The organism is Anaerostipes hadrus ATCC 29173 = JCM 17467, from assembly GCF_030296915.1.
GTDB lineage: Bacteria > Bacillota > Clostridia > Lachnospirales > Lachnospiraceae > Anaerostipes > Anaerostipes hadrus.
Map to the genome: position 1 here is coordinate 1,235,812 of NZ_AP028031.1, position 16,992 is coordinate 1,252,803.

The 16,992-nt window shown below is 36.7% G+C and carries 15 protein-coding genes; 12 read left to right on the forward strand and 3 right to left on the reverse strand.

Features of this window, described 5'->3' with window-relative positions; translation table 11 throughout:
- Positions 1 to 3 precede the first annotated feature (3 nt).
- Together QUE18_RS06100 and QUE18_RS06105 are read left to right on the forward strand one after the other, a co-directional pair.
- Positions 4 to 525, forward strand: coding sequence for a YjbQ family protein (locus QUE18_RS06100; RefSeq protein WP_009203784.1), 522 nt, complete (start codon positions 4 to 6; stop codon positions 523 to 525).
- A 13-nt stretch (positions 526 to 538) separates the two neighbouring features.
- Positions 539 to 1,225 carry a triose-phosphate isomerase gene (locus QUE18_RS06105; protein ID WP_040344325.1) on the forward strand — a complete coding sequence of 229 codons (687 nt, stop codon included), beginning with the start codon at positions 539 to 541 and terminating at the stop codon, positions 1,223 to 1,225.
- Between the two features lie 222 nt (positions 1,226 to 1,447).
- Here the strand turns inward: QUE18_RS06105 and QUE18_RS06110 are convergent, their stop codons facing one another.
- On the reverse strand, positions 1,448 to 1,663 hold the full coding sequence (locus QUE18_RS06110; RefSeq protein ID WP_040344327.1) for a YitT family protein: 216 nt from the start codon (positions 1,661 to 1,663) through the stop codon (positions 1,448 to 1,450).
- A gap of 157 nt (positions 1,664 to 1,820) precedes the next feature.
- Here QUE18_RS06110 and QUE18_RS06115 point away from each other — a divergent pair, with 157 nt between their 5' ends.
- The 4 genes from QUE18_RS06115 to QUE18_RS06130 are packed head-to-tail and all read left to right on the forward strand — an operon-like array spanning position 1,821 to position 9,843.
- A complete protein-coding gene (locus QUE18_RS06115) occupies positions 1,821 to 3,302 on the forward strand; it encodes a TIGR02677 family protein (RefSeq protein ID WP_009203787.1) in 1,482 nt (493 codons plus the stop codon).
- Between the two features lie 5 nt (positions 3,303 to 3,307).
- Positions 3,308 to 4,444 (forward strand): TIGR02678 family protein, encoded by a 1,137-nt coding sequence (locus QUE18_RS06120; protein ID WP_009203788.1) that lies wholly within the window; start codon positions 3,308 to 3,310, stop codon positions 4,442 to 4,444.
- Positions 4,437 to 8,558, forward strand: coding sequence for a TIGR02680 family protein (locus QUE18_RS06125; RefSeq protein ID WP_009203789.1), 4,122 nt, complete (start codon positions 4,437 to 4,439; stop codon positions 8,556 to 8,558). The genes QUE18_RS06120 and QUE18_RS06125 overlap by 8 nt, the downstream gene beginning before the upstream one ends.
- Positions 8,545 to 9,843: a TIGR02679 domain-containing protein gene (locus tag QUE18_RS06130; RefSeq protein WP_167541475.1), complete on the forward strand. Its 1,299-nt coding sequence runs from the start codon at positions 8,545 to 8,547 to the stop codon at positions 9,841 to 9,843. The genes QUE18_RS06125 and QUE18_RS06130 overlap by 14 nt, the downstream gene beginning before the upstream one ends.
- A 112-nt stretch (positions 9,844 to 9,955) precedes the next feature.
- Here QUE18_RS06130 and panF read toward each other — a convergent pair whose 3' ends face one another.
- Both panF and QUE18_RS06140 read right to left on the reverse strand, forming a co-directional pair.
- Positions 9,956 to 11,443: a sodium/pantothenate symporter gene (gene panF / locus QUE18_RS06135; protein ID WP_009203791.1), complete on the reverse strand. Its 1,488-nt coding sequence runs from the start codon at positions 11,441 to 11,443 to the stop codon at positions 9,956 to 9,958.
- Positions 11,444 to 11,710 (reverse strand): YhdT family protein, encoded by a 267-nt coding sequence (locus QUE18_RS06140; protein ID WP_008392825.1) that lies wholly within the window; start codon positions 11,708 to 11,710, stop codon positions 11,444 to 11,446.
- A gap of 205 nt (positions 11,711 to 11,915) precedes the next feature.
- Between QUE18_RS06140 and QUE18_RS06145 the strand changes: the two genes are divergently transcribed.
- From QUE18_RS06145 to dxs, 6 genes are all read left to right on the forward strand, one after another.
- Complete coding sequence (locus tag QUE18_RS06145) at positions 11,916 to 12,290, forward strand: Asp23/Gls24 family envelope stress response protein (RefSeq protein WP_009203792.1); 375 nt, start codon at positions 11,916 to 11,918, stop codon at positions 12,288 to 12,290.
- 70 nt (positions 12,291 to 12,360) lie between these two features.
- On the forward strand, positions 12,361 to 12,774 hold the full coding sequence (gene nusB, locus QUE18_RS06150) for a transcription antitermination factor NusB (protein ID WP_015530222.1): 414 nt from the start codon (positions 12,361 to 12,363) through the stop codon (positions 12,772 to 12,774).
- A complete protein-coding gene (gene xseA / locus QUE18_RS06155; RefSeq protein WP_009203794.1) occupies positions 12,764 to 13,984 on the forward strand; it encodes an exodeoxyribonuclease VII large subunit in 1,221 nt (406 codons plus the stop codon). Before nusB ends, xseA begins: the two co-directional genes overlap by 11 nt.
- A 17-nt stretch (positions 13,985 to 14,001) precedes the next feature.
- Entirely contained in the window at positions 14,002 to 14,211 is a 210-nt protein-coding gene (xseB, locus tag QUE18_RS06160) for an exodeoxyribonuclease VII small subunit (protein WP_009203795.1), read from the forward strand.
- Positions 14,201 to 15,094, forward strand: a complete 894-nt coding sequence (locus QUE18_RS06165; protein WP_009203796.1) for a polyprenyl synthetase family protein — start codon at positions 14,201 to 14,203, stop codon at positions 15,092 to 15,094. Before xseB ends, QUE18_RS06165 begins: the two co-directional genes overlap by 11 nt.
- A gap of 23 nt (positions 15,095 to 15,117) precedes the next feature.
- Positions 15,118 to 16,989 carry a 1-deoxy-D-xylulose-5-phosphate synthase gene (gene dxs / locus QUE18_RS06170; protein WP_009203797.1) on the forward strand — a complete coding sequence of 624 codons (1,872 nt, stop codon included), beginning with the start codon at positions 15,118 to 15,120 and terminating at the stop codon, positions 16,987 to 16,989.
- The last annotated feature ends 3 nt before the right edge of the window (positions 16,990 to 16,992 follow it).

Consider the following 16,992-nt stretch of genomic DNA (forward strand, 5'->3'; position numbering starts at 1 on the left):
AAAATGGCAGTATATAAAGAAACGATAGAGGTAAAATCTCATGGGAAAACACCAACATATATTGATATTACAAAAGATGTAAGAAGAGTCATCGAAGAAAGCGGAATTCAAAACGGTATCTGTGCTGTGATTTCTCCTCATACAACATGTTCTGTATTCTTCGAAGAATTCTGTCATGATTATAATGAAGATGGAGATGAATTTTTACAGGAAGATTTAAATAATGTTCTTGCTAAGATCATTCCAGACCATGTATCTAAAGATCAGTATATATATCCAGGAGAAGAACATTATAAGGCGGTAGAAAGTTGGCCAAATGCTGAAGATTATCTTCCAGGAGGAGATAGAACAGCGCTGTTTAATGGAGATGCACATTTAAAATCAACATTATTAGGGTCTAGCGAAACTTTTGAAGTAGATAATGGAAAACTCGGAGTTGGCACAACAGGGTATGTGTATTTCGCAGATTTTGACCGTACACGTCCACGAACAAGAAAATGTAAGATCGTAGTTCTTGGAGAATAAGGAGGAAAGCACCATGGCAAAAGCCCAGTCACCATTTTTAATTGTCAATCCTAAGTCATATTTATACGGAAAAGAAAGTCTTGAACTAGCAAAAGCAGCCGATCAGGTTGCCAAAGATACAGGACTTCAGATATATTTCACATGTCCATATGCTGATATACGAATGATCAAAGAAAATACAACTGATATCATCGTATGTGCACAGTCAATGGATCCATTGGTTCCAGGAAGAGGAATGGGGCATGTGTTACCAGAGTCATTAAAAGAAGCTGGAGCTGAGGCATTATTTTTAAATCATGCAGAGAATCCAAAGACAGTCAGTGATCTGTATGCAACGATCAAACGAGCAAAAGAACTCGATATGATCACAGTTGTGTGTGCAGATTCAGTCGTAGAAGCCAAAGCGGTTGCATGCATGAATCCAGATATTGTACTGGCAGAACCAACAGACCAGATCGGAACAGGTCAAGTAGCAGATGACTCTTATACAATTGAAACGGTGAAAGCACTGAATGCAATTAATCCAAACGTATTGGTAATGATCGCATCTGGTGTAAGTACAGCCGAAGATTGTTATAATGTTGTAAAACTCGGAGCAGACGGAACAGGTGCAACCTCCGGAATCTTAAATGCACCATCTCCTGCACAGAGAGTTAGAGAAATGGCAGAAACAATTGTTAAGGCAAACTATGAAAAATAGAAGTTAAAAAATAGTTTGTTCACTTGTTATTAGATAGATCCATACAAAAAATGAGAAGGAATCCAAGGTTTCTTCTCATTTTTTGCAAGTTTCATCTGTTAGCGAAAACAGTTTAGACACAATAAAACAATATATTCAGAATCAGGGAAAACGATAATGTGTCCGTCAGGACGCATTCACCAACGCCCATATTAAAATATGGACGTGGTACTCTGCTTAGATTTATAGAAAAAGAGGAATGTTCAGAATTAATAAAAACATGGATAGTGAAAAGGTGGAAGGTGTTAATTGTCCAAGTAATATAGAAGTTCCAGAGATACCAGTATCATATAATTTTACCGGGGCAAGAAAGATTGTCATACCGATCGCGTTAATGATACCAGCAAAAGTGAGAACCAGAAAGTTTCGTCGTTCAAAGTCAGATAAAGATAGTTTCATGATCAGCCGCCTCCTTTGTTGTGTATAAACTATGATATGATGTAAGTGGCAAAATTTACTTTTGACACTTACATCATTATATTAGATTAACATAACTTTTGAATATATGCTACAATAGAAACAGCAATTAATATGACTAAAGAAAGGATTTCTCTGCATGAAGATAAATGAAAAACTAATAAGATCACTTACCGAAACAAAATATCTCAATGTAGATAACACAGATAGATACCGCCCGATTATCCGTTTTTTCTATCTCGAATATGAGAAGCTAAGATACTGGATGTATCCAGAAGAAGTCTTTGAAGAACTTCACAAAGAAGAATATTTTAAAGATTATACAGAAGAACAGTGTCGACAGGATCTGGAAGTTTTGACAAGGTGGGGGAATCTTTCTGCGATTCAGGATACAAAAAGGGTTACTTCTATTGAAGAATTCAAGAACAAGAAGTATCGATATCAGTTGACAGACTATTCCGTAGAGATTGAGCGAATGGTGATAAGACTTGAGAATCTGTCGATTGAAGGGGCGTCTTTGGAACCAACTTTATTAGAGAAGATCAGAAGCAGTCTTTCAGAAATCTCGGATATTTTAAAAGAAGATGATGAACATTTATATGGCTGGTGGGAAGGATTGAATTCTGATTTTAGAAGATTAAATCAAAACTATCAGGATTATATGCGAGACTTAAATAGCATGAAAGCAGAAGAGATGATGAAGACAAAAGCATTTTTGTTGTTTAAAGATCGTTTGATCGAATATCTTAGAAGTTTTGTAAAGAGTCTTCAATTAAATGCAACGAATATCGAACAACTGCTTTCAAAACTGCCAAAAGATCAGATTCAAATGATCTTAGAACGACTGACGGAATACGAATTATCTATTCCAAGGATTGATGTGGAAGTGACGAGACAGCAATTATGGGATAAAATTCATGGACGTTGGGCTAGTATTGAGAATTGGTTTTTAGGAAGCACAGGTTCAGGTTCTGAAGCAGGAAAGGTATTTGATACGACCAATGAGATCATTCGAAGAATTACAAGATATGCAACACGTATCAGTGAACAAAACAATAGCGGAGCTAATAGACGTGAAGAATATGTAAAGATCGCACAACTATTTCGGAATTGTGAGACACTGGAAGAAGCACATCGATTATCGGCAGTTGTCTTTGGAATTGAGAAACCATTGCATTTAAAGGGGGATATCAAAAGAGAAACGGAAAGTATCAATAGCGGTGTATATGAAGAAAAACCAGCGCTGTTTACAGTTGTTCCAAGAGTACGGATTTATCGTGAGAAGTCACAACGAAAAGGAATCGTTGATCGCACAAAAGAAAAAGAGAAAATGAAACAGGAGAATTTAAAGAAACTAAAACAACAGCAGGAATTATTAGATAGTTATGTTAAAGGAAATCGTCTGGAGTTTGCTTGCCTGCCAGAGATCGAACCCTATGTAAGAGATACTTTTTTAATGTGGCTGTCAAAAGCTTTAGAATGTAAAGAACAACAAGCGAAGACAGAAGATGGAAGAACATATTATATTGAAAAACCACAGCAAGATAGAAGATGTATACTCAAGTGTAGTGATGGGACATTTGAAATGCCAGCATATACGATCGTATTTAATGAGGAGTAGGGATTATGAAACCATTGGAGATACTATTAAGTAAGCGATGGATCTTGAAGGATCGAGAGAAAGAATTATATTATCAGTTAAAAGATGAGATTGGAAAAAGCAGAGACTTTCTGACAGAGAAGTTAGGATATCAGGCGATCATAACCCAAAATCTTATAAAATTAGAGAAGATACCAGCTTATGCACAAAACTGGATGGGAATTCAGGATTTTTCGGATCATTTGGAATACATCTTCCTATGTATGATCTTGATGTTTTTGGAAGATCGTGATGCAAGAGAGCAATTCGTGTTATCAATGTTGACAGAATATATTCAAGCAAATATCAAAGAAGAACAGATTGACTGGACGATCTACAGTTATCGAAGGCATCTTGTCAAAGTGATGAAATACTGTGTCAAGATTGGAATTCTTGAGATTGATGATGGAAGTGAAGATAGTTTTATAAAAAGTGATGAGGGAGAAGTTTTATATCAGAACACAGGAGCCTCCAGATATTTTATGAAGAACTTCTCACGAGATATTTCTGATTATCAAAGTCAGGAGGATTTCTTAAAAGAAGAATGGATCGGGATGAATGAAGATCGTGGAATTATAAGAAGACAGAGAGTTTATCGTTCTCTTTTGATGTCACCTGGAATTTATTTAAATGATGATACAGAAGAAGATTTTGCATATGTCAGGCATTATCGTGGAATGATCGAGGAAGAGCTAAATCGGTTTTTTGATTGTGAATTGCAAGTGCATAAGACTAGTGCATTTTTGATCATGGGAGAAGATAGCAATCTGGGGAGATCATTCCCAGAGGAGAATACATTATCAGATATTGTTTTGTTATGGTGTAATTTATTCCGACAGAAGATTGCGGATGGAAGCATAGAAGTACCAGCAGGGGAAGATATTGTGATTTCAAGGCAGCAGTTTCTGACGATATCGGAAGAGTGCAAGAGGCAGTACGGAAGTGGATGGATCAAAACATACAGGGAGATGACAATGGGTGAATTTTGTAAAAAATTAAAAGAATACATGATCTTTATGGAGATGATCATGGAAAAATATGACCAGATCATAGTGTATCCGATTGTTGGAAAAGTAGCAGGATGTTATCCAAAGGATTTTAAAGGTGGTGAAACAAATGAATAATAGTCGGTGGAAAATGAACAAAATAGGATTACTGGATTTCTGGTATTACGATGATCAGGAGTTTTATTTTCTGGACGGAAGAATGTTATTAAGAGGTTCTAATGGTTCTGGAAAATCAGTTACCATGCAAAGCTTTATTCCGCTTCTTTTAGATGGCAATATGCGTCCGGAACGACTAGATCCATTTGGCTCCAGAGCACGTAAAATGGAAAACTATCTGTTAGAAGACGGTGATGAAAGAGATGAACGAACAGGATATCTCTATATGGAATTTAAACGAAAAGATGTTGAAAATTTTTTAACGATCGGTATTGGGTTGAGAGCCAGAAGAGGAAAGAAATTAGATCCTTGGTATTTTTGCATTACAGATGGCAGAAGAGTTGGTAAAGATATTTTTCTGTACAAGGATTTAAAAGAAAAGATTGCATATTCAAAAATGGAATTAAGAAACAGGATTGGAGATGGCGGACGTATTTTTGAAAGTCAGAAAGAGTATGCTGCATATGTGAATCAGGTACTTTTTGGTTTTGAGACAATGGATGAATATCGAGAGATGTTAGAATTGTTGATCCAGTTGCGTACACCAAAGTTATCCAAAGATTTTAAACCAACGGTGATCAATGATATTCTTGGGAATTCTCTACAGACATTATCAGAAGATGATCTGCGTCCGATGTCAGAAGCCATTGAAAATATGGATGGATTAAAGACGAATCTTGACAATCTAAAGGAAAGTCTGGAAGCAGCAAAACAGATAGAGAAAGTATACGATCAATATAATCAGATTGTGTTATACCACAAAGCAGCAAAATATAAAAAAGAAACTGTCCAGTACAATAAGATAAAAGATCAGTTAAAAACTTTAGAAATAACGATTAAGGAAACAAAAGAAAAATATGAACAGGAATTACAACATCATGAAGAATTAAGTACAGAACAATCTGCAAGACAGGAAGAGAGACGTTCTCTTGAACATAATGATGCAACGAAATTAAAAGAGCAAGAACAAGCACTTACAAAACAGATCTCAGATCTGGAACAAAAGATTGAAGAAAAACAACGTCAATTGGAGCAGAAAAGAGAAAAACAGATTCAAAATGATGATCGTTTAAAGAGACTTCAAGATGAAAAAGAACAGTCAAAAGAAGAAACCAAAGATATATTTGATGAGATGGAAGAATGTATTTCAGAAGCAGCGTTTGATGAATTTAATTTCATGAAAGACGAATTTGAGAAATCAGAAGATGAAGGTTTTGATTTTCATGCACATCGTCAGATATTAGAAAGATATCAGCAAAAGATTCAGGATGGAATCGATGTGCTTGAAAAAGAGAGAAAAGCACAAGATCAGTATGACGAACATCTTAAGAAATTAGATGAATTCCGTGCTCAAAGAGAAAGTGCAGAAAGAGGATATCATCAGTATGAGAATCAATTTCAAGAGATCAAAGAAGAACTGACGGAGAAGGTTTATCATTGGGAGAAAGATACAAAATTACTGAAGTTAGAAGACGAACAGCTGCAAGCGATCAGCCGGATGATCAAAGGGTATATATTTGGAACAGATGAAGGAAAGATTTATGAGATCGTTCGTCATCAAAAATATATCAAGGAAGATCAATTGAGAGATCAACAGAGAATTTTAACTGCTCACAAAGAAGACGTTGAGACACAATTAAAAGAAAAAAGGGCACAATTAGAAGAATGGCAGAATAAAAAAGATCCAGAACCTCAACTTTCAGAAGAAGTTTACGAGAATCGTGAACTTTTAAAAGAATATCAGATTGAGGCAATTCCATTTTACAAAGCGATTGATTTTGCGGATCGATTAAATGATGAACAGAGGAATCATTTAGAAGAAGCACTTTACAGAATGGGAGTTTTGAATGCGCTGATCGTAGAGGAAGAAGACCGTCCAAGAATTGAATCATTAGATCAGGGAACTTGCGATACTTATATTTATGGAAGTGTAGAGCATGTAAAGAACAATATGTTGGAATTGTTAAATATTGATAATGAAGAGAATGACATTTTATTTTATCAAAAGATCTCAAATGTACTTTCTTCCATTGGATATATAAGTTCAAATGAGAAAGAAGCATCTACTTGGATCCATGAAAATGGTAATTTTAAAATCGGAATTCTGGAAGGGACGATCACAGGAAATTATCAGGCAAAATATATTGGAGCAATGTCAAGAGAACGTTACCGCATGGAACAGGAACATCTTTTAGAGGAAATCTGTGAGAATCTGCAGCATGAGTTAGATGTCAAACAAGAAGAAATCAGACAAAACAATGAACAGATTATATTATTACATAAAGAAGAGGAAACATTTCCTGAATTTCAGGATCTAAAGCTTGCAGCGAAAGAGTTTGATCAAAAGGAACATATACTTTCTATGGTTGAACATCAGGTAAAGGAGCAACAAGAAGTTGTAGAAACTTCAGCAAAATCCTTAAATGCGATTCATCTGGAAGTTCAAACAATCTGTAGCGGAATTTATCTTGCAGTGCGTTTTGATGTTTTTATGAAAGTGAAAGAAAGTCTTGCTGAATATCAGAATCTGTTAATGAAACTACAGTTAGAGCATCAGACGTATTTGAACAGATTATCAGATATTAAAGGAAAGCAAGAATATGCACAGGATATCGAAGTAGATATTGATGAGATCTTATACGATCAAGGACAGGCAAAAAGACAGTGCCGTGAAATCAAAGTGCAAAGAGATCTTGTGATCGATCAATTGAGTTTAACAGATTATGAAGAGATCAGGCATCAGTTAGACCAGTGTCTGGAACGTATTGCAAAACTGCCAGCAGAAATAGAAAGATCTATAGTGAGAAGTACTTCTTTACGAAAGGATCTGGAGAGATTCAAACAAGATCTGGAAATGAAAAATATCGATCAGGAACAACAAGCGATCATTGTTGGATTTTTGAAAGATGCATTTTGCAAGGAGTTAAAGCAGGGGTTGGTTGAGCTTGATTTAAAAGCAGATATTCAAACGGAAGAAGGAATCCGACAATTGTCTAATATGATCTGTAAAACATATCGAGATATTGCAGAAAGAAGAACACAAAATGATGCATTTGCACTGATTCAGGAAAATTTCCAGAAAAATAAAGTATATCTGCATGAATATTTTCCGACGATTCATACGATGTTTGATGATATTTTGGTACCAGAAAGCTTAGGGGAATTCCAGATCAATCGAATCAATATCACTGGAAAATACAGAGGTGTCACAATTGAATTTAAGAAACTTGTGGAGAGATTAAATGTGGATGTTGAGGAACAAGCAAGATTATTAAGTGACCGAGACAGAGAATTGTTTGAAGATATTCTTGCCAATACATTAAGTAAGAAAATCCGTGCAAAGATTCAATCGAGTAAGCGATGGGTTGATAACATGAATCAGCTGATGGAATCTATGCAGACATCCAGTGGATTAAAGTTAAGTTTGAAATGGAAGAGTAAGAAAGCGGGAAAAGAAGAACAGTTAGATACAAGAAAATTAGTAGATATTTTACAAAAAGATTATGATATCATGAGGGAAGAAGAAGTTCTACAATTAAGCCAGCATTTCCGTTCAAAGATCGATGAAGCACGTAAAATGTCAAGTGAATCTGATGGAGTACAGTCTTTCCACAGTATTATGAAGGACGTTCTTGATTACCGTAAATGGTTCGAATTCCAGTTGGAATATCAAAAAACAGGCGAAAAGAAAAGAGAACTTACAGACCGAACTTTCTTTACATTTAGTGGAGGAGAAAAAGCAATGGCAATGTATGTTCCATTATTTTCAGCGGTTGCGGCAAAATATGAAGGTGCAAGAGAGGATGCACCAAGGATGATTTCCCTAGATGAAGCATTTGCTGGTGTGGATGAGATGAATATCAAAGATATGTTCCGTCTGATGGTCGAATTTGAATTTGATTTTATGATGAATTCACAGATTCTATGGGGAGATTATGAAACTGTTCCAGTGATCGCAGTATATCAGCTGATCCGCCCAGAGAATGTCAAATACGTGACTGTGATCTCATATGTATGGAATGGAAAAGTTCGAAGTCTGGTAGATAAAATAGGTGATGAAATTGAGAGAGGATAAAAACTCAGAATATAATCAGTTGCTGCAAGAAGCAATCATATATTTTAAAAAATATCCAGTATTTCACAAGATATTTTCAGGCTTTTGTAAAAAATACGAAAGTCTTGGGCATCTTGGAGGTACAGTTGTTATTAAAAATTTGACGAAAGATGAGAAAATGCAGTTATCGGGATTCTTTCAAAGAGATTTTTACAAGAATAAAACGATCTCTATTTCTATGCAGAGGATGGAGAAAGCATTAAAAGATAGTAAATTTGAATCACTTGAATGGATGGATATTCTGGAAGAATACTTTGACCATAAAATGATCTGGAAAAAAGAAATGTTACAAAAGGAAAATGAAAAACGAGAGCTGTTTTTTGCTCTGCTTCTAAAAGAAATAAAATCGGATCTTGTAAGAGAATGGCTAAATGACCGGATCAGAGAAAGATCATTGATCTATCAACGACTGCAAAAGGAATACAAGAATTGTCCAGATACACTAAAAGTATTGTTGCGTTCTATAGAATCAGGGATAACAAATCTACCTGTGTTTTTCGATAAGAAAGAAAGGCTTGCTGTATATGCGGCACAGGTGACAGGCAATCCGCATTTCTTTGACTCGAATACAATTGCGGAGATTTTCCTGTTTGATTTTATATCTTATCATTTTCATATGCAAAATGGAGAAGGACTATCAGATATGGAATATCGCAATCAGCAGTATTATACGGCAGGAATCATAAGAGATGATCTTTCAAATTATGTAACAGTTTATGGAATTCATGCAAAAGATACAGATTCTATTTTACATTCAGGGATCGAAGGATTTTTTGACAGGAAAGAACCAATATTGCTCACATTGTATACATTAAGCAGATTGAAAGAGGTTTATGGAGAGAAAGAAATTTATATTCTGGAGAACCCATCTGTCTTTTCCTGGCTTTGCCAGCAATATCCAGAGAAAAGTTTTGTTTGCACCAATGGACAGTTAAGGTTCTCGGCTTTTGTATTATTAGATCATTTATCCAGAACATCGGACCTGTTTTATTCTGGTGATCATGATCCAGAAGGATTATTGATTGCTCAAAAATTAAAATTACGTTATAAAGAACGATTAACTTTATGGAATTATTCGATGGATCTTTATGAGCAAAATCTGTCAGATGTAACATTAAATAAACGAAGATTAAAGCAGCTGGATCAGATATTCATTGAAGAACTTCAAGAAATCAAAGAAGATATGAAGTATCAAAAAAAGGCAGCGTATCAGGAAATTATGTTGGAGAATTATATATTGCAATAAGGATGAAAATGATAAAATCCCTCATGTATGATATTAATAAGAAGTTTCATATATCATACATGGGGGATTTTTAATGTGTATTGCTTTTAAGATAGTTTCTATGCTTTAAAATTTAGAAACAATTTTTGATGATATCTTCGTCAAGACCATTTTTACAAGTGATATTTCCTATCACAAAATATAAGATTCCACCAGCAAGAAGTCCCCATACAACAGCATTGATTCCAGCAATCTGTACGTTATAATAACAAAATACATAAGTGATCGCAGCACCGAGAGAACTAAAGATTGCTGCCTGTTTTGTTCCTTTCTTCCAGAACAATCCTCCGACCAAAGGCCAGAAAAAACTGCATTCCAGACCACCTAAGGCAAATAGATTCAGAAAGAAAATGATATCAGGTGGATTGATCGTAAGTAAGATAACGATCACACCAAATGCGAACGTAACGAGCGTGCTCATTTTCCCAACATTTTTGTTATAAGACTGAATTTTCACAGGATCATCTTTGACAACATAGTTACGCCATAGATCTTTCACGATCGCTGCAGAAGCAAGGATCAAAAGAGAATCAGCGGTAGACATAACAGCAGCCATAGGAGCAGCTAGGAAAGTTCCTGCAAGTCCGACGGGCATGATCTTCTGAACGATGTATGGGATAAAGTAATCAGACGTCGGAAGGTTCTTAGTATCTACCAGTGCACCGGCCCATGTACCAGCCATATGCATACCAACGATGATAAAACTGCAGGTAACAGCACCGATCCACATCGCAGAATGAAGACTCTTTGTATTTTTAAATCCCATAGAACGAACGGCTGTCTGAGGAAGTCCAAGTGTACCAAATCCTACAAGAATCCAGAAACTAAGTAGCGTACCGGGACTGTACTTTGAAAATAGATCATCATATACTCCAGGCAGATTCTGTGCCAGTCCGGTATCAATACCAGCAAGTCCGCCGCCAGCTTTTAATACAAAGAATAAAAGTAAAAATGTACCGACACACATGATAATTCCCTGAATCGTATCTGTGATCGCAACAGCACTGAAACCACCAAAAGATGTATAAATGATAACAACTGCTCCAAAGATCAATAAAGAAACAACATGATCAAGTCCAGTGATAGAAGAGATCAAAGTTGCTCCGCCAGTAAATTGTCCAATCATCTGTGCCATGAAGAAGGCAACCATAAGTAAGCTGGTTACAATAACTAAAACATCATTTTTATAACGAGCCTTTAAATAACCTACAACAGTAACGGCACCAGTTCTTCTGGAAACTAAAGCAAGTTTGTTACCAAGGACACCTAGTACCAGAAATGTGATCGGAACTTGAACTGTAGCGATCCATGCCTGTGCATATCCATAAGTAAGACCAGCAGCTCCTGGACCAGAAATAAAGGAACTTACAGAAGTATAAGTTGCCATGGTTGTCATTGCCAGAAGAAGTCCGTTCATATTTCTTCCACCGATGAAGAATTTTTTCTCGGAGGATGTATGCTGTTTTTTATTCTGACGGTTACTGAAAATGATACCGATCGCAGCATTTAAGGCAAGGTAAACAATAAAAATTGCAAGAATGATTTTCTGATTTGCTGACATTTATTCTTCTCCCTCCTCTTCATCGTCATATTCAAAATTAATAAATACATGTTTTAATAGGTACCAGACACCGATCAAAGAAAGTATGATCGTTCCGAATGTTGACACACTAAACCATGCGGGCATACCTAGAAAATAAAGACCAGTACCATTTAACAAAAACGCACTGGCAATATGCCAAGCACAGCAGATCAATACAACGATCAATGTTCCACGGATCTCACGCATACACTGTTCATGTTTCTCCTGTCTTGTTAATTTTTTCATATTATATGATCTCCTTTAATAAAAGGTCAGATTCGCAAAGGATATCTGCCAAAAGTATTATCTTACAAATATGGAAGAAAATCAATTATTCTTAACATTTTAAAGAGATAAGATCAAAAAGAATGTTATAAAATAGTTTGAATAACATATTCATCTTTGGTATAATAAATCATATCAGTATGCAGAAATACAGGAGGCTTTTACTATGGAGAATAAAAGTAGTTACCAGATAAGCGAGCAGGGAGTGCTCGGGGAAGTGAAAATTGCAGATGATGTGATTGCAGTGATCGCAGGAATCGCAGCAACTGAAGTGACAGGAGTTGCCAGAATGTGTGGGAATATCACGAATGAACTGGTAAGTAAACTTGGAGTGAATAATCTGTCCAAGGGAGTCAAAGTTGTCGTAGAGAATCATCATGTAAGAGTCAATCTTGCATTAGAACTTGACTATGGAGTTAGTATTCCAGAGATTTCTAAGAAAGTTCAAGATCGTGTGAAAGCAGCAATCGAGAACATGACAGGATTAAAGGTCAGAGAAGTTAACGTCCGTGTCACAGGCGTTGCAGCAGAAGAAGAGTAAGAAAGAATATAAAGCAAAGTCAGACGGGACTGATCACAGTTCCGTCTTTGTATCGCAGAAAGGAACCCTAATGAAAAGAAGTGAGGTAAGAGAACATATTTTCAGAATTTTATTTTGTGTAGAATTTTGTGAGAAAGAAGAATTTGAAGATCAGGTTGAATTATATTTTCATGGACATGAAAATATCAATGAGAAGACACAGAAAGAAATTACAGAGAAAACAGAGAATCTGATCGAACATTTAGATGAAATCGATGAACAGATTTCTGCACATACGAATGCATGGAATTTAGAGAGACTTGGAAAAGCTGAATTATCTATTTTAAGACTTGCAACCTATGAAATCTTATTAGATGAACAGGTGCCAAGAAAAGTAGCGATCAATGAGGCAGTAGAACTTGCAAAGAAATACTGCAATGAAAAGGCAGCACCATTTATCAATGGTGTCTTAAGTAAGATTGGACAGGATATGGATGAAGAGTAAAGTTTTTTCTGTAACACAGATTAATACTTATATCAAACGAATGTTTCAAAGTGATTATGCCTTAAGGAGGATTTCAATCAAGGGACAGGTGTCAAACTGTAAGTATCATTCTTCTGGGCATATTTATTTTTCATTGAAAGATGAAGAAAGCCAGATTTCTTGTGTAATGTTTGCGAGTGCAAGATATAATGGATTGCAGTTTGAATTAGAAGATGGACAGGAAGTCATTGTGGATGGAAATGTCAGTGTCTATGAGCGTGGCGGAAGTTATCAGCTATATGCACAGGAGATTCGTTTAAATGGAATCGGAGAATTATATGTTGCATATGAGATGTTAAAACAGAAGCTTTATGAAGAAGGATTGTTTGACCACGAGATCAAGAAGCCGATTCCAAAGAATCCAAAGAAGATCGGTGTGGTAACGGCAAGAACAGGAGCAGCAATTCATGATATCATTAGTACAGCAAAGCGCAGGAATCCGTATGTACAGTTAGTATTATATCCTGCTAAAGTACAGGGAGAAGGTGCATCTGATACGATCGTATCTGGAATTCGCACTCTGGACCAGTATGGAGTTGATACCATTATCATCGGAAGAGGTGGGGGCTCGATCGAGGACTTGTGGGCATTTAATGAAGAGAATGTCGCAAGAGCGATCTACGAAGCAAAGACACCGATCATTTCTGGAACAGGGCATGAGGTGGATACTACCATTGCGGATTATGCGGCAGATCTTCGCGCGGCAACACCGACAGCAGCCTGTGAACTTGCAGTTCCAGATATCACAGAAGTGATGGAAGGAATCGCAAACAGAGAATATACAATGGATGCGTTGTTAAAACAGATCATCCGGCGTTATCAGATGAAATTGCAGAAGTATCAGATCACCATTGCAAATTACGATCCACGATTTCAACTTCAGGAACAGAAGATGCGTTTGTCAGAATTAGAAGAACAGATTCAGCAAGTGATGAAGAATAAGATGACAGGGTATAAGCACAAACTGGAATTGTACGCAAAAGAACTTCATGGGTTATCACCAACAGCGAAATTGATCAATGGATTTGGATATTTAGAAGATCAGAATGGTGAGCCAGTTACAAGCGTTCACAAAGTGAAAGAGGGAGATCAGATTTCCTTAACGATTTCAGATGGAACGATCCTTGCAATGGCAAAGCAGATCAGAACAATGGATGAAAAAGGGAAGTAAGAAAGAGGAAGTTTATTATGACAAAGAAGAAATTTGATATTGATCAGGGTTTTCATCAGTTAGATGAAATTCTTACAAAGCTTTCCAGTGAAGAAATCAAACTTCCAGAGGCTGTCAAACTATATACTGAAGGAGTAAATCTTGTGAAACAGTGTAAGGATTCTCTGGATAAAGTAGAAAAAGAATTGATCGTATTAGAAGAGAATGGGGAAGAACATGAACTTTAAGGATGAGATGAAACAAAAGGTTGCACAGATTGAAATTATTTTAGATGAATATCTGCCAGCACAGGAAGGGTTACAAAAAACAGTTTTAACTGCAATGAACACAACCGTTAAGGCGGGAGGAAAGCGTCTTCGTCCAATGCTGATCAACGAGACATATCAGATGTTTGGCGGAAAGGGAGATATTGTAAAGCCATTTATGGCAGCGATTGAAATGATCCATACGTATTCTCTGATTCATGATGATCTTCCAGCACTTGACAATGATGATTACAGAAGAGGTCAGAAAACATGTCATATCGTTTATGGAGAAGATATGGCGATCCTTGCAGGAGATGCACTTCTTAATTATGCGTATGAAGTTGCAACGAAAGCATTTGATCTTGCGGAGAAAGACCAGATCATGAATGTAGTTGAAGCGATCAAGATTCTCGCCAGCAAACCTGGAATCTATGGAATGATCGGTGGGCAGGTTGCAGATGTTGAACTGGAAGGTACACCGCTTAGTATGGAGCAGATTTTATTTATTCATAAGAATAAGACGTCTGCATTGATCGAAGCATGTATGATGATCGGAGCAGTTCTTGCAGGAGCATCCAAAGAAGATGTTCTGAAGATGGAAGAATGTGGAGAATATATCGGACTTGCGTTTCAGATTCAAGACGATATTCTGGATCTTACAGGAGATGAAGAAGAGATTGGGAAACCGGTTGGAAGTGATGAAAAGAATCACAAAACAACTTATGTGACATTAAAAGGATTAGAACGTTCACAAAGAGATGTAGAAGATATTTCAAAGAAAGCAATTGATATTTTAGAAAAATATGATAAGGGAGATTGTTATCTTACAAATCTTACAAGATTTTTGATCCATCGAACACACTAAGGCAGAGAGGAAGAGGGAGCATTATGCTAGAGTATATTAATGATCCGAATGATATTAAACAGATTCAGCCAGAGGACTATAAACTTCTGGCGAAAGATATACGTCGTTTTCTATTAAGAAATGTTAGTCGCACAGGGGGGCATCTGGCATCGAATCTTGGAATTGTAGAACTAACGATGGCGCTGCATCTTGTTTTGGATTTTCCAAAAGACCAGCTGATCTTTGATGTAGGACATCAGTCTTATGTGCACAAGATCTTAACAGGAAGAAAGAATGGATTTGAGAATCTGAGGCAATTTCATGGGATGAGTGGATTCCCGAAGAGAAAAGAAAGCGATTGTGATGCGTTTCACAGTGGACACAGCTCCATGTCGTTATCAGCAGCACTTGGGATGGTTACAGCAAGAGATATCAATCATACGGATGAGACGATTGTTGCGGTAATCGGAGATGGTGCGTTGTCTGGCGGAATGGCATATGAAGCATTAAATAATATGGCAAGACTACGCAAGGAGAAGAAGAATCTGATCATTATCCTGAACGATAACAAGATGTCTATTGCGGAGAATGTCGGTGGAATGTCTGCGTATTTGAATAAAGTACGAACAAGAAAAGAATATGTGGAATTTAAAGGAAATGTGGAACAATCCTTATTAAGAATTCCGGGAATCGGGAAGGAATTAACAACAATTCTTAAGAAATCAAAAGATTCGATCAAACAATTATTTGTTCCGGGAATGTATTTTGAAGATATGGGGATCACGTATATTGGACCTATTGACGGGCATAATGTTCCCTTGATGGTAGACACGTTAAATAGAGCGAAACAATTAGATGAGCCGATCATTATTCACGTGGTAACGAAGAAAGGAAAAGGATATCGTCCTGCGGAGCAGAATCCAGCCAAATTTCACGGAATCAGTCCATTTTCCTTAAAGACAGGGGAAGTTTTAAAGAAATCGGACAATCCATCGAACACAGCGGTATTTTCAGATACACTGATCAAAGAGGCGAAGAAAGATAAGAAGATTGTTGCGGTAACTGCCGCAATGCCGGATGGAACAGGTCTTGGAAAGTTTAAAAATCATTTTCCAGATCGTTTCTTTGATGTAGGGATTGCCGAACAACATGCAGTTACATTTTGTGCCGGAATGGCATCAAGAGGTCTAAAGCCTGTATTTGCAGTGTATTCAACATTTCTACAAAGAGGTTTTGATCAGATCTTACATGATGTGGCAATCGGGAATTATCCAGTTATATTTGGATTGGACCGCTCAGGACTTGTTGGAGCGGATGGAGAAACTCATCAAGGTATTTTTGATATTCCGTATTTATCTATCATTCCAAATGTGACGGTGATGGCTCCGATCAACGGAAGGGAATTATCTGAGATGCTAAAACATACGCTCCATCATGCAAAAGGACCGACCGCGATCAAATATTCCAGAGGAGAAGCAAGCTCTTTGTATGAAGATCAATTTGAAGAGTTACACTATGGAAAAGGCCAGATACTTAAAGAAGGAAAGGAAGCTGTGATCATTGCAGTTGGAAATATCTTTGAAGAGGCAGATAAGGCGGAAAAGATCCTTAAAGAAGAAGGATATGAGATTGGTTTAGTTAATCCAAGATATATCAAACCATTTGATCAGGAGTTGATCATGAAACTGTCACAGACCTATGATAAGATCATGATCGCAGAAGAAGGCGTATTAAACGGTGGATTTGGAATGATGGTGAATGAATTTCTGAGTGAGCATGATTACAAAGGTGAAGTCAGATGCCTTGGAATAGATGACCAGTTTGTGGAACATGGTTCTGTAAGTGAGTTAAGAAGAATGTTGAAGATTGATGGAGAAAGTATTGCAGACTCCATCAGACAATGGATGAAGGAATAGAAA

Excerpts from the sequence above, each read along its gene's own strand:
- QUE18_RS06120 (WP_009203788.1), top strand. The coding sequence starts at position 3,308 with ATGAAACCATTGGAGATACTATTAAGTAAGCGATGGATCTTGAAGGAT.
- dxs (WP_009203797.1), top strand. The coding sequence starts at position 15,118 with ATGCTAGAGTATATTAATGATCCGAATGATATTAAACAGATTCAGCCA.
- xseA (WP_009203794.1), top strand. The coding sequence starts at position 12,764 with ATGAAGAGTAAAGTTTTTTCTGTAACACAGATTAATACTTATATCAAA.
- nusB (WP_015530222.1), top strand. The coding sequence starts at position 12,361 with ATGAAAAGAAGTGAGGTAAGAGAACATATTTTCAGAATTTTATTTTGT.
- panF (WP_009203791.1), bottom strand. The coding sequence starts at position 11,443 with ATGTCAGCAAATCAGAAAATCATTCTTGCAATTTTTATTGTTTACCTT.
- xseB (WP_009203795.1), top strand. The coding sequence starts at position 14,002 with ATGACAAAGAAGAAATTTGATATTGATCAGGGTTTTCATCAGTTAGAT.
- QUE18_RS06115 (WP_009203787.1), top strand. The coding sequence starts at position 1,821 with ATGAAGATAAATGAAAAACTAATAAGATCACTTACCGAAACAAAATAT.
- QUE18_RS06145 (WP_009203792.1), top strand. The coding sequence starts at position 11,916 with ATGGAGAATAAAAGTAGTTACCAGATAAGCGAGCAGGGAGTGCTCGGG.
- QUE18_RS06105 (WP_040344325.1), top strand. The coding sequence starts at position 539 with ATGGCAAAAGCCCAGTCACCATTTTTAATTGTCAATCCTAAGTCATAT.
- QUE18_RS06100 (WP_009203784.1), top strand. The coding sequence starts at position 4 with ATGGCAGTATATAAAGAAACGATAGAGGTAAAATCTCATGGGAAAACA.
- QUE18_RS06165 (WP_009203796.1), top strand. The coding sequence starts at position 14,201 with ATGAACTTTAAGGATGAGATGAAACAAAAGGTTGCACAGATTGAAATT.
- QUE18_RS06140 (WP_008392825.1), bottom strand. The coding sequence starts at position 11,710 with ATGAAAAAATTAACAAGACAGGAGAAACATGAACAGTGTATGCGTGAG.
- QUE18_RS06125 (WP_009203789.1), top strand. The coding sequence starts at position 4,437 with ATGAATAATAGTCGGTGGAAAATGAACAAAATAGGATTACTGGATTTC.
- QUE18_RS06110 (WP_040344327.1), bottom strand. The coding sequence starts at position 1,663 with ATGAAACTATCTTTATCTGACTTTGAACGACGAAACTTTCTGGTTCTC.